This is a genomic window from Providencia sp. wls1943, from assembly GCF_009706275.1.
Lineage (GTDB): Bacteria > Pseudomonadota > Gammaproteobacteria > Enterobacterales > Enterobacteriaceae > Providencia > Providencia zhijiangensis.
The window spans coordinates 21,229-36,110 of sequence record NZ_WLTU01000018.1; the positions used below are offsets into that span (position 1 = coordinate 21,229).

The window sequence follows — 14,882 nt, forward strand, 5'->3', positions numbered from 1 at the left end:
GTTATTGGGTTTGAATATAGCTTCTCATTTATATTGACCTATTTGAGTCTACAATGAGTATGGTCTTTCTGGCTGATAGTATTTATATCCCAATTGATAATGATTATCAATATCAATCATGAAAAATCCCGTTAAATGGTAAAAGGGGTATTTTTGTAATCGATGAGTTGCTGGTTATCATTATTATTTAACATAACTAAAACACGTCCAGAAGTAAAAGTTAAGTAAAAAATGTATTATTTTTCTAAAGATTAGCTATTCTTTCGGTGTTTTAATTTGCAGAGGATACAACAGTGAAAAAAATGGTCGGCAGTGCGCTTGTACTTTTGCTATTGGCAGGTTGTTCAAGTGATCCCAATAAAACCGTGAACAGAACAAGAATGCTAGATAATCGCAATCAAATGCCAAATACGGCAGCCAATACTAGCTATCCGAGAACCCCTTATGATGAGTTTATTCGTGAATCTGCGAATCGCTATAGTGTGGATGAAACACTGATCAGAGCCATTATTGAAGTAGAATCTAACTTCCGACCTGAAGTGGTGAGTAAATCTAATGCCATTGGTTTAATGCAAATTAAAGCATCAACAGCAGGGCGTGATGCATATCGTTATCAAGGACGTTCTGGTGAGCCAAGTTCTAACGATTTAAAAGATCCACGTAAAAATATTGATATCGGTACAACCTATATTCGTATTCTCAAAGAGCAACATTTAGCGGGGATTAGCCATCCGCAGACTATGTATTATGCGACAGTTGTGGCTTATGTGAATGGGGCTGGGGCATTATTAAGAACGTTTGATAATGATAAAACTAAAGCTATCGCGATGATAAATAATTTATCGCCAGAAGAGTTCTATCAACATGTTCAGTCTAAACACCCCGCACCGCAGGCTCCACGCTATTTGTGGAAAGTTAAGAATGCGTATAACGCATTAGCAGTGAATTACTGATATTCCGTCATTAAGTGTGGGAGTTGCGCGATAATTTCAACGATGCCGTTGATGACGAATTGCACTCCCATACAAATTAATAAAAACCCCATTATCCGCCCAATTGCATCAATTCCGCTGTTTCCTAGCCATTTCATAATTGAAGTCGCACCCCGTAGCCCAATCCAAACAATTACACTGGCAATCAGAAAAACAACAATGGGTGCAACGGTGATAACCCATGGCGTAAAACCAATATCCCCTTGTAAAGAGGCGGTGGAACTAATAATAATCGCGATAGTACCCGGCCCTGCGGTACTTGGCATAGCGAGAGGAACGAAGGCAATATTTTGGTTACCTTGACGTTTTTTGGGAACACTTAAATCGTCAGTGGAAACATTACTGTTGTCTTCACTATTTTCTGAATTAGGAAATAACATCCCAAAACCAATAAAGACCACGATAAGTCCCCCAGCAATACGTAGTCCAGGAATGGAAATTCCGAAGGTATTCATGACTAATTGGCCCGCATAAAAAGCGACGAGCATGATACAAAAGACATAAATTGCAGCCAGCCGTGATTGATGGTCACGTTGTTCTTTGGTCATGTTGGCAGAAATACTGAGCATCACGGCAATGGCGGTCAGTGGGTTAGCCAGTGGAAGGAGTAAAACTAAGCCAAGGCCAACGGCTTGAAAAAGTTGTAAAATATCTTGCATATCGAAAATTACCCTCCAAATTAATCTAGAATGGCTTCTCGTTGGAACTATAACAAACATTGTTACTAATTTGTGGAATCTGAAGGGTATTCTCCCATCAAATATAGGATAAAGAGACTTTTTTACGTGAAATTGCGTAATGTTTTTACTTAATGAATGACAAAGTTGTTCACATTAACTGTGGATAACATCCCGATTCATGTGTGAATAAGTGTAATTATTTGTTGAATAACAAAGAGGTATATCGCTGGATTAAAAACATTCAATATTTTGAGCGAAAAAAAACCTTTTTATGTGAGATAAAAAGGTCAAGGGCATTATTGCTAGAGGGGGTTTATGTTCATTTGTTAGTGAGTATATACAGTGCTATCTGTTTTACTGACAGGTTATGTAAATTCGTTAAAAGATTATTGTCAGGCGATAATCTTATTTCTTGGTAATATAATTGGAATATTCTTTACAAACTCTTTTTTATTTTAAAAATTGCTTTACGGTTTGTTGTGTATTCTAAATTCCATGTTAAATAGAATTTTAGGATAGCCAATGAGAAAGTTACTGTCGCCATTAGTTACTTCATCAATGCTGCTTGTTTTGGCTATTGCTGCCGTGCTGATCCTGTTTCCACAAACGTGGAAACAATCTATTTTTCCTTCGCTCTCTCAATTATTACCCGCTTCAGTCAATTCCTTTATGGAACAAAACGGATTGACGAATAATGCGTGCGATAGTTTAGAAAATAATTTAAGAAGCTTTACAGATTATCTGCAAGCAAATGCAGATGTTGTCGAAGTGAAGGGAATGAATGGGTTAGAAGAGCAACTTGCTAATATCCAAGCGAGATTAAATAATTTACCCAGCGATGTGCGTAATTCTGTATGTGAACAAGAGTATGCCAATCTTGAAGGTCTAAAAAGCGTTTTTTCTTTAGGATATCGTTCATAAAATAACAGAGTACTCCTTCACTCTGTGTTATTAAATATTATTGACATCGGTGCCAATTCTTATCGTTTTATCCATGATATGCTTGCCAGATGAATATCAATTTAGGATCTGTGATGAGCATTTTTAAACTTCCATTTGTGAATTGGTTAGCGCTCAATGGATTTGCTGCTTATTATCTGCATATCAAAGAGGGTTTTTTCTGGAGTTTTTCTGGTTGGATGGGAATTATCGGCATCTTGATTGCCTTAGAGGCTTTCGGCTGGATTGGCGCAAGTTTATATTATTTTGTTCAGCAAAAAACCTCACCAAATCCTATTAGCCCGGCGTCTTCTCTTATTACTAGAGGCCCTTATCGGTTATCTCGTAATCCGTTATATCTTGCTTTTACCTCGATGAGTTTAAGCTTCGCTTTATTTTCGCATTCACCTTATTTCTTGGTATCAGGTTTGGTCTTTTGGTTAATTACTGACTTGTATACCATTCCCCAAGAAGAAAAATTCTTATCTGAACGTTTTAAAGAGGAGTGGCAGGCTTATACTCAGCAAACGCGGCGTTGGTTGTGATTGTTTTGGCCTAATCCGTTAGTTATTCATTATTAATAAGCATTTTTACCTATTTCATTGATATTTTCTGCAATTGTTATCTGTGAATTTAGCTTTTGATGCGAATTTTGATGTTATTCAAGGCGGTTTCCTTTAGGTAAATGTAAACTGGTATAACCCATAGACTTGTGAGGTTATTGCCGTGAATAAAAAAGTGTTATTAGGTGCTATCGTCTCTTCAGTATTACTGTATTCGGCATCGGCTGCAGCATGCCCTTACTGCAATGGAAACTATGATCACCGCTATCAAAACAATTATCATCAAAACAATTATCACCAAAACAATTATCGCCAAAATAATGAAATCGCTAAGTTAGCGAAAGAGTTTGATGATAAGCGTTTTGAATTGAATAAGCTGTACGATGCCGGCGCCAAAGATGATGATGCGAAAGTGAAAGCGCTGGTGAAAGAGCTTGATGATTTATCACTGCAGCTTCGAAACGAAGAAGATAAACAATACAACCGCCCATATCGTGATGGTGGATGGGGTGGACGTGGTAATCATCGCAGTTGTTGGTAACTTTTTGTTTTAATAAGGCTATTCATAGTCATGTTGAGTAGCCTTTTTGTCGTTTTTTGCAGGATGATGGAATGGTATTTTTCTCCCCTTAACGATTTATTGTAAAAAAGTATGGTGAGAGATGAAAAAAGGCATAATTACCGCGTTATTGGCGTTATCAACCTTTGTGTTGCTGGCTCCAAGTGCTTCTGCACAGCTTGTTTATACCGCAGATGAAATGAGTGCAATCATCAATAAGCAAGGTATCCCGTATCATGAGGATTGGCATGCTATTTATGCTGATCATATTAATTTTGAACTCTGTTCAGCCACCACTGATTTAGTCTATCTTATTAGCGCATTAGAGCATCCGACAACCCTGAATCTTTCATTATCGCGTTCAAAATCACGTATTGCTTGGTTACCTGAATATGCGGTGAGAACGGATTGTAATGGCTATGGTAATAATGTTCTTATTATGTCGGCGGATTACACGTTAATGAGCCCAGAGCAGCAGTAATTTTAGCGCTAGAATAATCAACAACTGGCTATCGCCATAAAATATGTCTGTGTTATGATTACGAGTTGAGTTGCTAGCGATGTGCATAATTGCGTTATCAATTATATCTGCCTCGGCTTATATAATGTGTACATAGTTGTGTGCCTATCTCGCATAGTGAAGTGAGAAATCGTCAGTAACGTATTGATTTATAAACTTTGGAATAATCAAGCAAGTGATCTTTCGTGTGGGTCACCACTGCTGATAAGGATTTTTTAATGCCTGTTATTACTCTTCCTGATGGAAGTCAGCGTCAATTCGACCATGCAGTTTCTGTCATGGATGTGGCTCGCGATATCGGCGCTGGCCTAGCAAAAGCATGTATCGCTGGTCGTGTTAATGGTGAGCTGGTGGATGCTTGTGAACTGATCGAGCATGACGCAAACCTGTCAATTATCACGAGTAAAGATGATGATGGTCTAGAAATCATTCGTCACTCTTGTGCTCACTTATTAGGTCATGCAATTAAACAATTGTGGCCAAATACCAAAATGGCAATCGGTCCGGTTATCGACAACGGTTTCTATTATGATATTGACCTTGACTATACGCTGACCCAGGAAGATTTGGACAAGCTAGAAAAGCGTATGCTTGAGCTTGCCAAAACAGATTATGACGTGGTTAAAAAACGTGTTTCTTGGGCGGAAGCTCGTGAAACATTTGTAAACCGTGGCGAAGATTATAAAGTTGAAATCTTGGATCAAAATATTAGTCAAGATGATCGCCCTGGTTTATATCACCACCAAGAATATATTGATATGTGTCGCGGTCCACACGTACCAAATATGCGTTTCTGTCACCACTTTAAATTACAAAAAGTAGCAGGAGCATACTGGCGCGGTAACAGCGACAATAAAATGCTGCAACGTATTTACGGTACTGCATGGGCAGATAAAAAGCAGCTTGCTGCATATCTGCTGCGCTTAGAAGAAGCGGCGAAGCGTGACCACCGTAAAATTGGTAAGCAATTAGATTTATATCATATGCAGGAAGAAGCGCCGGGCATGGCGTTCTGGCATAACGATGGTTGGACAATTTTCCGTGAACTGGAAACTTTTGTACGTACCAAACTTAAATCTTACAATTACCAAGAAGTTAAAGGCCCATTTATGATGGACCGCGTATTGTGGGAAAGAACAGGTCACTGGGAAAACTACAAAGATGCGATGTTCACAACTTCATCTGAGAACCGTGAATATTGTGTCAAACCCATGAACTGCCCAGGTCACGTTCAGATCTTTAACCAAGGGTTAAAATCTTACCGTGATTTACCACTGCGTATGGCAGAATTTGGTAGCTGTCACCGTAATGAGCCATCAGGTGCACTGCATGGTTTAATGCGCGTACGTGGCTTTACCCAAGATGACGCTCATATCTTCTGTACTGAAGATCAAATTCTGGGTGAAGTGACTAGCTGTATTGAGATGATTTATGACGTTTACAGCACTTTCGGCTTCGAAAAAATCGTTGTAAAACTATCTACTCGTCCTGAAAAGCGTATCGGTACAGACGATATGTGGGATACAGCAGAAGCAGACTTAGCCAATGCGCTGAAGTCAAAAGGTATTGAGTTTGAATATCAGCCTGGCGAAGGTGCATTCTACGGCCCGAAAATTGAATTCACACTGTATGACTGCCTTGACCGTGCATGGCAATGCGGTACTGTACAATTAGACTTCTTCTTACCGGGTCGTCTAAATGCTTCTTATGTTGGCGAAAATAATGAGCGTATTACGCCAGTTATGATTCACCGTGCGGTTCTGGGTTCACTAGAGCGCTTTATCGGGATCTTAACGGAAGAATATGCAGGTTTCTTCCCAACATGGTTAGCACCACAACAAGTTGTTGTGATGAACATTACAGATAGTCAAGCAGACTATGTTCAAGAATTAGTTAGCAAGCTGCAAAGTGTTGGCATTCGTGCGAAAGCGGACTTACGTAACGAGAAAATCGGCTTTAAGATCCGTGAACACACCCTGCGTCGTGTTCCTTACATGTTGGTTTGTGGTGAGAAAGAAGTTGAATCAGGTAAAGTGTCTGTTCGTACCCGTCGTGGTAAAGATTTAGGCAGCCTTGATGTTAACGAATTCATGACTAAACTACTGGAAGAAATTCGCAGTCGTCAGCTCAATCAGATGGAGGAATAAGGTATTAAAGGCGGAAAAAAACTCCCAACAGCACGTCCGAATCGTATTAACGAAGAGATCCGTGCAACTGAAATCCGTGTTACTGGCATTGACGGTGAACAACTTGGTGTAATGAGTGTGCGTGACGCACTTGCCAAAGCGGAAGAAGCTGGTGTTGATTTAGTTGAAATCAGCCCAAACGCAGAGCCACCAGTTTGTCGAATCATGGATTACGGCAAGTATCTTTATGAGAAAAGTAAATCTCAAAAAGAGCAGAAAAAGAAACAAAAAGTTGTTCAAGTGAAGGAAATTAAATTCCGTCCGGGAACAGATGAAGGAGACTACCAAGTTAAATTACGTAGCCTCATTCGTTTCTTAGAAGATGGTGATAAAGCGAAAATCACACTGCGTTTCCGTGGTCGTGAAATGGCTCACCAACAAATCGGTATGGAAATGCTTAACCGCATCAAAGCGGATTTAGAAGAGCTAGCCGTTGTTGAATCATTCCCTTCACGTATTGAAGGTCGCCAAATGATCATGGTGATGGGGCCTAAGAAAAAATAATAGGTCATGATTAAGAACGCGAGTGGGGGATAGCACCTCACTCGCGTTTTTTATTGTTAGACTTGGCTATTTACATGATCCTCTGCGAATAATTTGAATATCTGCTTGAGTAATCCCACAATAAGCAGTAAAATCCGCGGTCGAATCGCTTTGTAAAACTCGCTTTGTTCGAGTTAAAGCCAAAAAAGAATATCGCGTTTGGGTAATAAATTGTTTAAAAAGACATTACCGAGGCGCTTGCTTTAGAGAATATAGCAAATCTCTTTATCCAGTTGGAGGAATGAAGTATTAAAGGCGGAAAAAGAATCCCATCAACACGACCAAATCGTATTAATGATGAAATTCGTGTTCCTGAAGTCCGTTTAACCGGTTTAGACGGCGAACAGTTAGGCATCATGAGCGCGCGTGAAGCGCTTGAAAAAGCTGAAGAAGCAGGTGTAGACCTCGTTGAAATTAGCCCAAATGCTGAACCGCCAGTTTGTCGTATCATGGATTACGGCAAATTCCTTTATGAGAAGAGCAAGTCTCAAAAAGAACAGAAAAAGAAACAAAAAGTTGTTCAGGTGAAGGAAATTAAATTCCGCCCTGGTACAGATGAAGGTGATTATCAGGTCAAACTACGCAACCTGATTCGCTTTCTAGAAGATGGTGATAAAGCGAAAGTAACACTGCGTTTTCGTGGTCGTGAAATGGCTCACCAGCAAATCGGTATGGAAATGCTTAACCGCATCAAGTCTGATTTGGAAGAGTTAGCATCTGTTGAATCATTCCCTTCGAAGATTGAAGGGCGTCAAATGATTATGGTGCTGGCACCTAAGAAGAAATAATTAGGCAACCAAGTAATAGTTTCACAGTAATGTGAGTATTATTCGCCTAATTAATTCGTAGTTAATCACAATGCGAAGTTGGAAATAAAAGAAATGCCAAAGATTAAAACTGTACGTGGCGCAGCAAAGCGCTTTAAAAAAACTGCAGGCGGTGGCTTTAAGCGTAAGCATGCAAACCTTCGTCACATTCTGACTAAAAAGTCTACTAAGCGTAAACGCCATTTACGTCCGAAAGGAATGGTATCTAAGGGCGATCTGGGTCTGGTTGTTGCTTGCCTGCCTTACGCATAAGTAAACATTTAGTTAATTAAGAATAAAGACGATAGGAGATAGCTATGGCTCGCGCAAAACGTGGTGTAATCGCACGTGCACGTCACAAAAAAATCATGAAACAGGCGAAAGGTTACTATGGTGCACGTTCACGTGTTTACCGCGTAGCATTTCAAGCGGTAATCAAAGCTGGTCAATATGCTTACCGTGACCGCCGTCAACGTAAACGTCAGTTCCGTCAACTGTGGATCGCACGTATCAACGCTGCGGCTCGTCAGAACGGCCTGTCTTACAGCCGTTTCATCAATGGCTTGAAAAAAGCTTCAATTGAAATCGACCGTAAGATCTTAGCAGATATCGCAGTTTTCGATAAAGCAGCATTCACTGCTTTAGTTGAAAAAGCAAAAGGCGCTTTAGCTTAATGTTTGCTTGAAGAGAGGAAGGAAACTTCCTCTTTTCATTTATAATGTTTGTATTAAAAATCAGCTTGTGTTAATACTTTCAGTCAATATTAGTCACTTTAAACCTGTGTTTTTGAGACTCTTTTAATGAACAACGTTATTTTTCGTTTCTTTTTTTACTTTAGCACCTGAATCTCGGGGGCTTTTGCGTATAGCGAGTAGAATAGAAACGAAAAGTTACGCTAAAGCCTCCGTCAGGAGGCTTTTTTGTTTTTGGTTTGATAGAAAATACAGTAAAATCAGTCAGGTATTCACATCTTATTAATATGATTTGTGAAATTTGATAAATTTAGTGAATAACTAGCAAAAGACCGAGTGGTCATAAAGGGGAAACAATGCCACATCTCGCTGAATTGGTTGCACAGGCAAAAGCAGCCATTGAACAGGCCCAAGATGTTGCGACGTTAGAGTCAGTGCGTGTTGAATTTTTAGGCAAAAGCGGCCACTTCACACTCCAGATGAAAACGTTGCGTGATCTGCCTGCGGATGAACGCCCAGCAGCAGGGGCTGTGATTAATGAAGCTAAAGTCCAAGTTCAAGATGCACTGAACGCCCGTAAAGATGCAATGCAAGCCGATATTCTGAATGCACGTTTAGCATCAGAAAAAATCGATGTTTCATTACCGGGTCGCCGTATGGAAAATGGTGGATTACACCCAGTAACTCGCACCATTCAGCGAATTGAAGAATTTTTTGGTGAATTAGGTTTCTCTGTTGAGACAGGACCTGAAATCGAAGATGACTATCATAACTTTGACGCTCTGAACATTCCTGCTCATCACCCAGCGCGTGCTGATCACGATACTTTCTGGTTTGATGCGAAACGTTTATTACGTACCCAAACATCCGGTGTGCAGATCCGTACGATGAATGGTCAGCAACCACCTATCCGCATCATTGCGCCAGGCCGTGTTTATCGTAATGACTACGACCAGACTCATACCCCAATGTTCCACCAAACTGAAGGTCTGATTGTTGATAAAGATATTAGCTTTACCAACTTGAAAGGTACTCTTCATGACTTCCTGAACAACTTCTTTGAAGAAGAAGTCCAAGTTCGTTTCCGTCCTTCCTATTTCCCGTTCACAGAGCCTTCTGCTGAAGTTGATGTTATGGGTAAAAACGGTAAATGGCTGGAAGTATTAGGCTGCGGTATGGTGCATCCTAATGTATTACGCAATGTCGGTATTGACCCTGAGGTCTACTCTGGATTTGCATTCGGTATGGGAATGGAGCGCTTAACCATGTTGCGTTATGGCGTATCTGACCTTCGTGCATTCTTCGAAAACGATCTTCGTTTCCTCAAACAGTTTAAATAAGGCGGGTCTATCTCATGAAATTCAGTGAACTATGGTTACGCGAATGGGTAAACCCGGCGGTAAGTAGTGAAGAATTATCAGACCAGATCACAATGGCGGGTCTGGAAGTTGATGGCGTTGAAACCGTTGCGGGTCAATTCCACGGCGTTGTTGTGGGTGAAGTTGTTGAATGTGGACAACACCCTAACGCAGACAAATTGCGTGTCACGAAAGTGAATGTCGGCGGTGACCGTTTATTAGATATCGTGTGTGGCGCACCAAACTGCCGTCAAGGCTTACGCGTTGCCGTTGCAACCGTCGGTGCGGTATTACCGGGTGATTTCAAAATTAAAGCGGCGAAATTACGTGGTGAGCCATCAGAAGGCATGTTGTGCTCATACTCTGAGTTAGGTATTTCTGATGACCACAGCGGCATTATTGAATTACCACAAGACGCGGTTATTGGTACTGACATCCGTGAATATCTAAAATTAGATGATCACGCGATTGAAATCAGCATTACCCCAAACCGTGCAGACTGTTTAAGTATCTTAGGCGTGGCGCGTGATGTGGCGGTTATCAACAAGTTAGATTTAGTTGAACCTGCAATCAGCCCAGTGGCGAGCACAATTAAAGACACATTCCCAATTCGCGTGGAAGCACCTGCTGCCTGCCCACGCTTCTTAGGTCGTGTGATCAAAAATATCGATGTTAGCGCACCAACGCCAATGTGGATGAAAGAAAAACTGCGCCGTGGCGGTGTTCGTTCTATTGATGCTGTGGTTGATATCACAAACTATGTTCTGTTGGAATTAGGTCAGCCACAACACGCTTACGATTTAGATCGTTTAAATGGCGCAATTGTTGTACGTATGGCTAAAGATGAAGAGAAATTAGTCCTGCTAGACGGTACTGAAGCTACTTTGAAATCTGATACGCTGGTAATTGCCGATGAAACTCAAGCTTTGGGCATCGCGGGTATCTTTGGCGGTGAGCACTCAGGTGTTAACGCTGAAACCAAGAACATTTTATTAGAGTGTGCATTCTTCGAACCACTGGCTATCACTGGCCGTGCCCGTAATTACGGTCTGCACACCGATGCTTCTCACCGTTTTGAACGTGGTGTTGACTCACAGCTGCAATTTAAAGCAATGGAGCGCGCAACTGCGTTGATCGTGGAAATTTGTGGCGGTGAAGTTGGTGAAATCATTGACGTTTCTAGCGAAGCACATTTACCGAAACCAGCAAATATTAAGCTGACGCGTAAAAAATTAGACCGTTTAATCGGTCATGTGATCGCAGACGAAACTGTGACCGATATTCTGACGCGTTTAGGTTGCCAAGTCCAAGTTTCAGCAGATTGCTGGAGTGTGGTGGCACCAAGCTGGCGTTTCGATATGCAAATCGAAGAAGATTTAGTGGAAGAAGTCGCTCGCGTATACGGATATAACAATATCCCAGACGTACCGCTGCGCGCTGACTTGATCATGACAGATCATAAAGAAGCGAATTTACCGCTGAAACGTATTAAAGCGATGTTAGTTGACCGTGGTTATCAAGAAGCGATTACTTATAGCTTCGTAGACCCTAAAATTCAAAGCCTATTACATCCGCAGGAAGAAGTACTTTCCTTGCCAAATCCAATTTCAACTGACATGTCCGCAATGCGTTTGTCTCTGTTGACTGGTTTATTAGGCACTGTGGTCTATAATCAAAATCGTCAACAAAACAGAATTCGTTTATTTGAGACAGGTCTACGCTTTACGCCTGATAATCAAGCAGAATATGGTATTCGTCAGGAAAACATGCTGGCGGGTGTGATCACGGGCAACAAATTCGATGAACATTGGTCATTAGATAAACAAGTTGTTGACTTCTTTGATTTAAAAGGTGATCTTGAAGCTGTTTTTGAATTGACTGGAAAACTAAATCAAATTACATTTAAATCTGAAGCACATCCAGCACTACATCCTGGGCAAAGTGCTGGGATTTATCTGGAAAATGAACATATTGGCTTTATCGGTGTTGTTCATCCAGAACTAGAACGTAAACTCGATTTAAATGGTCGTACAGTCGTGTTTGAAGTTCGTACTGATGCAATCGCACAGCGTGTTATTCCAGAAGCGAAAGCGATTTCGCGTTATCCGTCAAACCGTCGTGACATTGCTGTGGTTGTGCCAGAAACTGTAGCAGCTGCCGAAGTTTTAGCAGAATGTAAAAAAGTTGGCATAAATCATATAGTTGGCATAAACTTATTTGATGTGTATTGTGGTGAGGGGATAGCAGAGGGTTATAAGAGTCTCGCTATCAGTCTCGTCTTCCAAGATACCCAGCGTACCATGGAAGAAGAAGAGATTACCGCGACCGTTGATCTGTGTGTTGCTGCGTTAAAACAGCGATTCCAAGCCTCCTTGAGGGACTAAACTTATGGCGCTTACTAAAGCTGAAATGTCAGAAAATTTGTTTGAAAAACTGGGTGTTAGCAAACGTGATGCGAAAGACCTTGTTGAAACTTTCTTTGAAGAGGTTCGCCTTTCCTTAGAAAATGGTGAGCAAGTTAAATTATCTGGATTCGGTAACTTTGATTTACGTGATAAAAATCAACGTCCCGGTCGTAACCCTAAAACTGGGGAAGATATTCCAATTACTGCTCGCCGTGTTGTTACCTTCCGTCCAGGCCAAAAATTAAAAAGCCGCGTGGAAAAAGCAACCCCAAAAGAGTAATCCTATTCTCTGAATAGCAGAGTAATAAAAAAGACCGCCTAGGCGGTCTTTGTTTTTAAGTAAAAGACACTTTTTAAATACGGTGAAATTTACTTTTCTCTTGATGGATTAACGCGACAATATAATTCTCAGCGAGTTTAATCGCTTTAGCTTCTTTTTGTGTTGCAGTAATAGGATCCAGACTATTATGTTGCGGTGTGTTGCTTGTGTTAATCAAGTGCGGTGCGAACATCATAGCTAAATTCCTGATGGACATTTTATGGGATGCTTCATCGTTGGAAAGAAGAGCGCAAAAACGAACAACAAGTTGTAATGTTAATGGCGGTGGTGCTAGGCGACTCAATGCACTGTGGATCCTATTGTCACAGTTTTTTAAGATTGAAGAGGCTTTACTTTTTAATTGCTTGTTACCTTTAATTTGTTGGGTCACATCTTCTTTATTTTGTATTGCATCGGCGCAGGCTTGTAAATCATTAAATGAAGTATCTGACCTGAAATCGATGTTGGTAGTTTTTCTGAGTAATTCTCCTGCTATTTTTTTAAATGCACTGGATAATGTTAGTAAAGGATAGTGCTCTAGTTGCGTAAGATCGTAACGGCCACTCTCTGGGTCATTTATCTTATTAACGAGTTCACTGACATCATTTTGGCCACCTTCAATACGAAGTATACCTTTACTTTTTGAATATTCGTCATGCTTATAGATCGTACAGCCTAGCAGGTTAATTGCATGATTTTTCTCTCTATCTGTGTCAGAAAGATTGTCACTAGTATTAATGAGCTCCGCATTGCTTTGCTGCAATTCAGTCGCTTCGTTTTTTCGTTTTTTTTCTGCTCGCAGGGCTTTATGTTGAGCGATGGCGTTTAATCCAGCCGCTCGTGCAGCCTCGACTCGAGGATTTCCAGTTAAATCCGCTTTAGGTATAATTTCATCTTGAGGTGGTAAATTTCTTGTGGAAGTTTCATCTGCAAAGGAAACCGTGCGTGACGATGCATCCTTGTACGGAAGGCTAATCATAACAAAGGGTTCATTTGAAACGGTTTTTTTCTGGCTGGCTTGTTTTTTTTGGCAACTAAAAAGTAAAGAAAAAAAGCTAACTAATGATTGAGTTGCTTTTTTTATTGATGTTTTAAAATGACTGTTAGCCTTATTCTCAGCTTGGTCAGTCTCTTTTGTGTTATATGCAGAGAGTTGCGGTTTGGAAGAATGGTTAACTGTATTTAGTGCCATGTGTAACCCCTTATAGTGGTTAATAGTAAAATTAAAATTGGCAGCAGTTTAAATTTTTTTTTATGCTCTCTCTTATATAAAACGCGCTTATTTTTTAACAAAAGATAATTATTGTAAATGTAATGACTATTTCCTTGAAACAATTACAAAAACAGCAATATCAATCCGATATAGGTTTGATTTTTTTGTTGTTACTGAGTCTTTTTATCATTGCAATGCTATCGCTCAGTGCAGGAGAAATTTGGTATTGGCCGAGCCAATGGATGGATGATTCCGCACAATTATTTGTCTGGCAAATCCGCTTACCTCGGCTCCTTGCGGTTATCACCATTGGAGCATCATTGGCAGTAACGGGCGCCATCATGCAAGCGTTATTTGAGAACCCATTAGCGGAACCTGGATTGTTAGGGGTCAGTAATGGTGCTGGGGTTGCAGTTGTTTTTACCGTATTGCTCTCATCGGGGGTTGCCTATTATTGGCTAGTTAGCATGAGTGCCATTATCGGTGCTTTAGCCCTCACGGGTATTTTACTCTATTTTGCTCGCCATCAACATTTGAATAATGCCAGCTTATTATTAGTTGGTGTTGCGCTAGGTGTGATCAGTGGTGCGTGTATGACATGGATGGTTTACATGAGCAGTAATTTAGATTTACGTCAATTGCTGTATTGGATGATGGGCAGTTTCAGTGGTGTTGATTGGCGTCAAATAGGATTAGTCATAGCCTGCCTTCCGTTTTTATTTTGGGCAATCACTCAGGGAAGAATTTTAAATTATTTATTACTGGGTGATATTCAAGCTTATCAATTGGGTATTTCTACGCATCGTTGGCGATTAATATTAATTATCATTACTGGAATATTAATTGGACTCAGCGTAGCAATTGCGGGGGCAATTAGTTTTATAGGATTAGTGATCCCCCACATATTAAGGCTAAGTGGGATCACTGATAACCGTTTTTTATTGCCAGCCTGTGCAATTGCTGGTGCGCTATGCTTATTAGTTGCAGATTTGTTGTCCCGATTATTGATAGACAATGCTGAAATTCCGATTGGCGTGATTACTGCAACCTTGGGAGCCCCTATTTTTATTTATCTTCTCGTCAAAAATCATACGTGGCGACAATAAT

17 protein-coding genes and 1 other annotated feature are annotated in these 14,882 nt (G+C 40.6%); of the genes, 15 read left to right on the forward strand and 2 right to left on the reverse strand.

Translation table 11 applies throughout. The annotated features are described in order from the left end of the window. The first annotated feature begins 293 nt into the window (after positions 1 to 293). Positions 294 to 953: a transglycosylase SLT domain-containing protein gene (locus GKR48_RS09505; protein WP_336431142.1), complete on the forward strand. Its 660-nt coding sequence runs from the start codon at positions 294 to 296 to the stop codon at positions 951 to 953. Here GKR48_RS09505 and GKR48_RS09510 read toward each other — a convergent pair. Continuing rightward, positions 947 to 1,651, reverse strand: coding sequence for a MarC family NAAT transporter (locus GKR48_RS09510; RefSeq protein ID WP_154627925.1), 705 nt, complete (start codon positions 1,649 to 1,651; stop codon positions 947 to 949). The genes GKR48_RS09505 and GKR48_RS09510 overlap by 7 nt on opposite strands. A 543-nt stretch (positions 1,652 to 2,194) precedes the next feature. Here GKR48_RS09510 and GKR48_RS09515 point away from each other — a divergent pair. From GKR48_RS09515 to ihfA, 13 genes are all read left to right on the forward strand, one after another. Further along, entirely contained in the window at positions 2,195 to 2,593 is a 399-nt protein-coding gene (locus tag GKR48_RS09515; protein WP_154604083.1) for a hypothetical protein, read from the forward strand. A gap of 113 nt (positions 2,594 to 2,706) precedes the next feature. Then, positions 2,707 to 3,156: a methyltransferase family protein gene (locus tag GKR48_RS09520; protein WP_154627926.1), complete on the forward strand. Its 450-nt coding sequence runs from the start codon at positions 2,707 to 2,709 to the stop codon at positions 3,154 to 3,156. A gap of 181 nt (positions 3,157 to 3,337) precedes the next feature. Next, a complete protein-coding gene (locus GKR48_RS09525; RefSeq protein WP_336431143.1) occupies positions 3,338 to 3,715 on the forward strand; it encodes a hypothetical protein in 378 nt (125 codons plus the stop codon). Between the two features lie 121 nt (positions 3,716 to 3,836). Then, entirely contained in the window at positions 3,837 to 4,214 is a 378-nt protein-coding gene (locus tag GKR48_RS09530; protein WP_154627927.1) for a hypothetical protein, read from the forward strand. Positions 4,215 to 4,471: 257 nt separating this feature from the next. Next, positions 4,472 to 6,400, forward strand: coding sequence for a threonine--tRNA ligase (gene thrS / locus GKR48_RS09535; RefSeq protein WP_154627928.1), 1,929 nt, complete (start codon positions 4,472 to 4,474; stop codon positions 6,398 to 6,400). 3 nt (positions 6,401 to 6,403) lie between these two features. Continuing rightward, positions 6,404 to 6,943, forward strand: coding sequence for a translation initiation factor IF-3 (gene infC, locus GKR48_RS09540; RefSeq protein WP_071992134.1), 540 nt, complete (start codon positions 6,404 to 6,406; stop codon positions 6,941 to 6,943). Between the two features lie 287 nt (positions 6,944 to 7,230). Beyond that, positions 7,231 to 7,770, forward strand: coding sequence for a translation initiation factor IF-3 (infC, locus tag GKR48_RS09545; RefSeq protein ID WP_071992133.1), 540 nt, complete (start codon positions 7,231 to 7,233; stop codon positions 7,768 to 7,770). Positions 7,771 to 7,863: 93 nt separating this feature from the next. Continuing rightward, a complete protein-coding gene (gene rpmI, locus GKR48_RS09550; protein ID WP_004263702.1) occupies positions 7,864 to 8,061 on the forward strand; it encodes a 50S ribosomal protein L35 in 198 nt (65 codons plus the stop codon). Positions 8,062 to 8,105: 44 nt separating this feature from the next. Further along, positions 8,106 to 8,462 carry a 50S ribosomal protein L20 gene (rplT, locus tag GKR48_RS09555; RefSeq protein WP_006659451.1) on the forward strand — a complete coding sequence of 119 codons (357 nt, stop codon included), beginning with the start codon at positions 8,106 to 8,108 and terminating at the stop codon, positions 8,460 to 8,462. Positions 8,463 to 8,582: 120 nt separating this feature from the next. After that, positions 8,583 to 8,713, forward strand: a sequence feature (Phe leader region). Beyond that, complete coding sequence (pheM, locus tag GKR48_RS09560) at positions 8,589 to 8,633, forward strand: pheST operon leader peptide PheM (RefSeq protein WP_126437459.1); 45 nt, start codon at positions 8,589 to 8,591, stop codon at positions 8,631 to 8,633. Its footprint overlaps the feature before it by 45 nt. Before the next feature lie 123 nt (positions 8,714 to 8,836). Beyond that, positions 8,837 to 9,820, forward strand: coding sequence for a phenylalanine--tRNA ligase subunit alpha (pheS, locus tag GKR48_RS09565; RefSeq protein WP_036950469.1), 984 nt, complete (start codon positions 8,837 to 8,839; stop codon positions 9,818 to 9,820). A gap of 14 nt (positions 9,821 to 9,834) precedes the next feature. Continuing rightward, positions 9,835 to 12,222, forward strand: a complete 2,388-nt coding sequence (gene pheT, locus GKR48_RS09570; protein ID WP_154627929.1) for a phenylalanine--tRNA ligase subunit beta — start codon at positions 9,835 to 9,837, stop codon at positions 12,220 to 12,222. 4 nt (positions 12,223 to 12,226) lie between these two features. Beyond that, positions 12,227 to 12,523: an integration host factor subunit alpha gene (gene ihfA, locus GKR48_RS09575; protein WP_004263721.1), complete on the forward strand. Its 297-nt coding sequence runs from the start codon at positions 12,227 to 12,229 to the stop codon at positions 12,521 to 12,523. A 73-nt stretch (positions 12,524 to 12,596) separates the two neighbouring features. On the opposite strand, the gene GKR48_RS09580 is transcribed toward ihfA, so the two are convergent. Further along, positions 12,597 to 13,754, reverse strand: a complete 1,158-nt coding sequence (locus tag GKR48_RS09580; protein WP_154627930.1) for a RhoGAP domain-containing protein — start codon at positions 13,752 to 13,754, stop codon at positions 12,597 to 12,599. 122 nt (positions 13,755 to 13,876) lie between these two features. Between GKR48_RS09580 and btuC the strand changes: the two genes are divergently transcribed. Further along, positions 13,877 to 14,881 carry a vitamin B12 ABC transporter permease BtuC gene (gene btuC / locus GKR48_RS09585; RefSeq protein ID WP_154627931.1) on the forward strand — a complete coding sequence of 335 codons (1,005 nt, stop codon included), beginning with the start codon at positions 13,877 to 13,879 and terminating at the stop codon, positions 14,879 to 14,881. Position 14,882 lies beyond the last annotated feature (1 nt).

What these genes read in the sequence shown, in the direction of transcription:
- GKR48_RS09510 (WP_154627925.1), bottom strand. Translation starts at nt 1,651, where the DNA reads ATGCAAGATATTTTACAACTTTTTCAAGCCGTTGGCCTTGGCTTAGTT.
- GKR48_RS09515 (WP_154604083.1), top strand. Translation starts at nt 2,195, where the DNA reads ATGAGAAAGTTACTGTCGCCATTAGTTACTTCATCAATGCTGCTTGTT.
- GKR48_RS09520 (WP_154627926.1), top strand. Translation starts at nt 2,707, where the DNA reads ATGAGCATTTTTAAACTTCCATTTGTGAATTGGTTAGCGCTCAATGGA.
- GKR48_RS09530 (WP_154627927.1), top strand. Translation starts at nt 3,837, where the DNA reads ATGAAAAAAGGCATAATTACCGCGTTATTGGCGTTATCAACCTTTGTG.
- thrS (WP_154627928.1), top strand. Translation starts at nt 4,472, where the DNA reads ATGCCTGTTATTACTCTTCCTGATGGAAGTCAGCGTCAATTCGACCAT.
- rpmI (WP_004263702.1), top strand. Translation starts at nt 7,864, where the DNA reads ATGCCAAAGATTAAAACTGTACGTGGCGCAGCAAAGCGCTTTAAAAAA.
- rplT (WP_006659451.1), top strand. Translation starts at nt 8,106, where the DNA reads ATGGCTCGCGCAAAACGTGGTGTAATCGCACGTGCACGTCACAAAAAA.
- pheS (WP_036950469.1), top strand. Translation starts at nt 8,837, where the DNA reads ATGCCACATCTCGCTGAATTGGTTGCACAGGCAAAAGCAGCCATTGAA.
- pheT (WP_154627929.1), top strand. Translation starts at nt 9,835, where the DNA reads ATGAAATTCAGTGAACTATGGTTACGCGAATGGGTAAACCCGGCGGTA.
- ihfA (WP_004263721.1), top strand. Translation starts at nt 12,227, where the DNA reads ATGGCGCTTACTAAAGCTGAAATGTCAGAAAATTTGTTTGAAAAACTG.
- GKR48_RS09580 (WP_154627930.1), bottom strand. Translation starts at nt 13,754, where the DNA reads ATGGCACTAAATACAGTTAACCATTCTTCCAAACCGCAACTCTCTGCA.
- btuC (WP_154627931.1), top strand. Translation starts at nt 13,877, where the DNA reads ATGACTATTTCCTTGAAACAATTACAAAAACAGCAATATCAATCCGAT.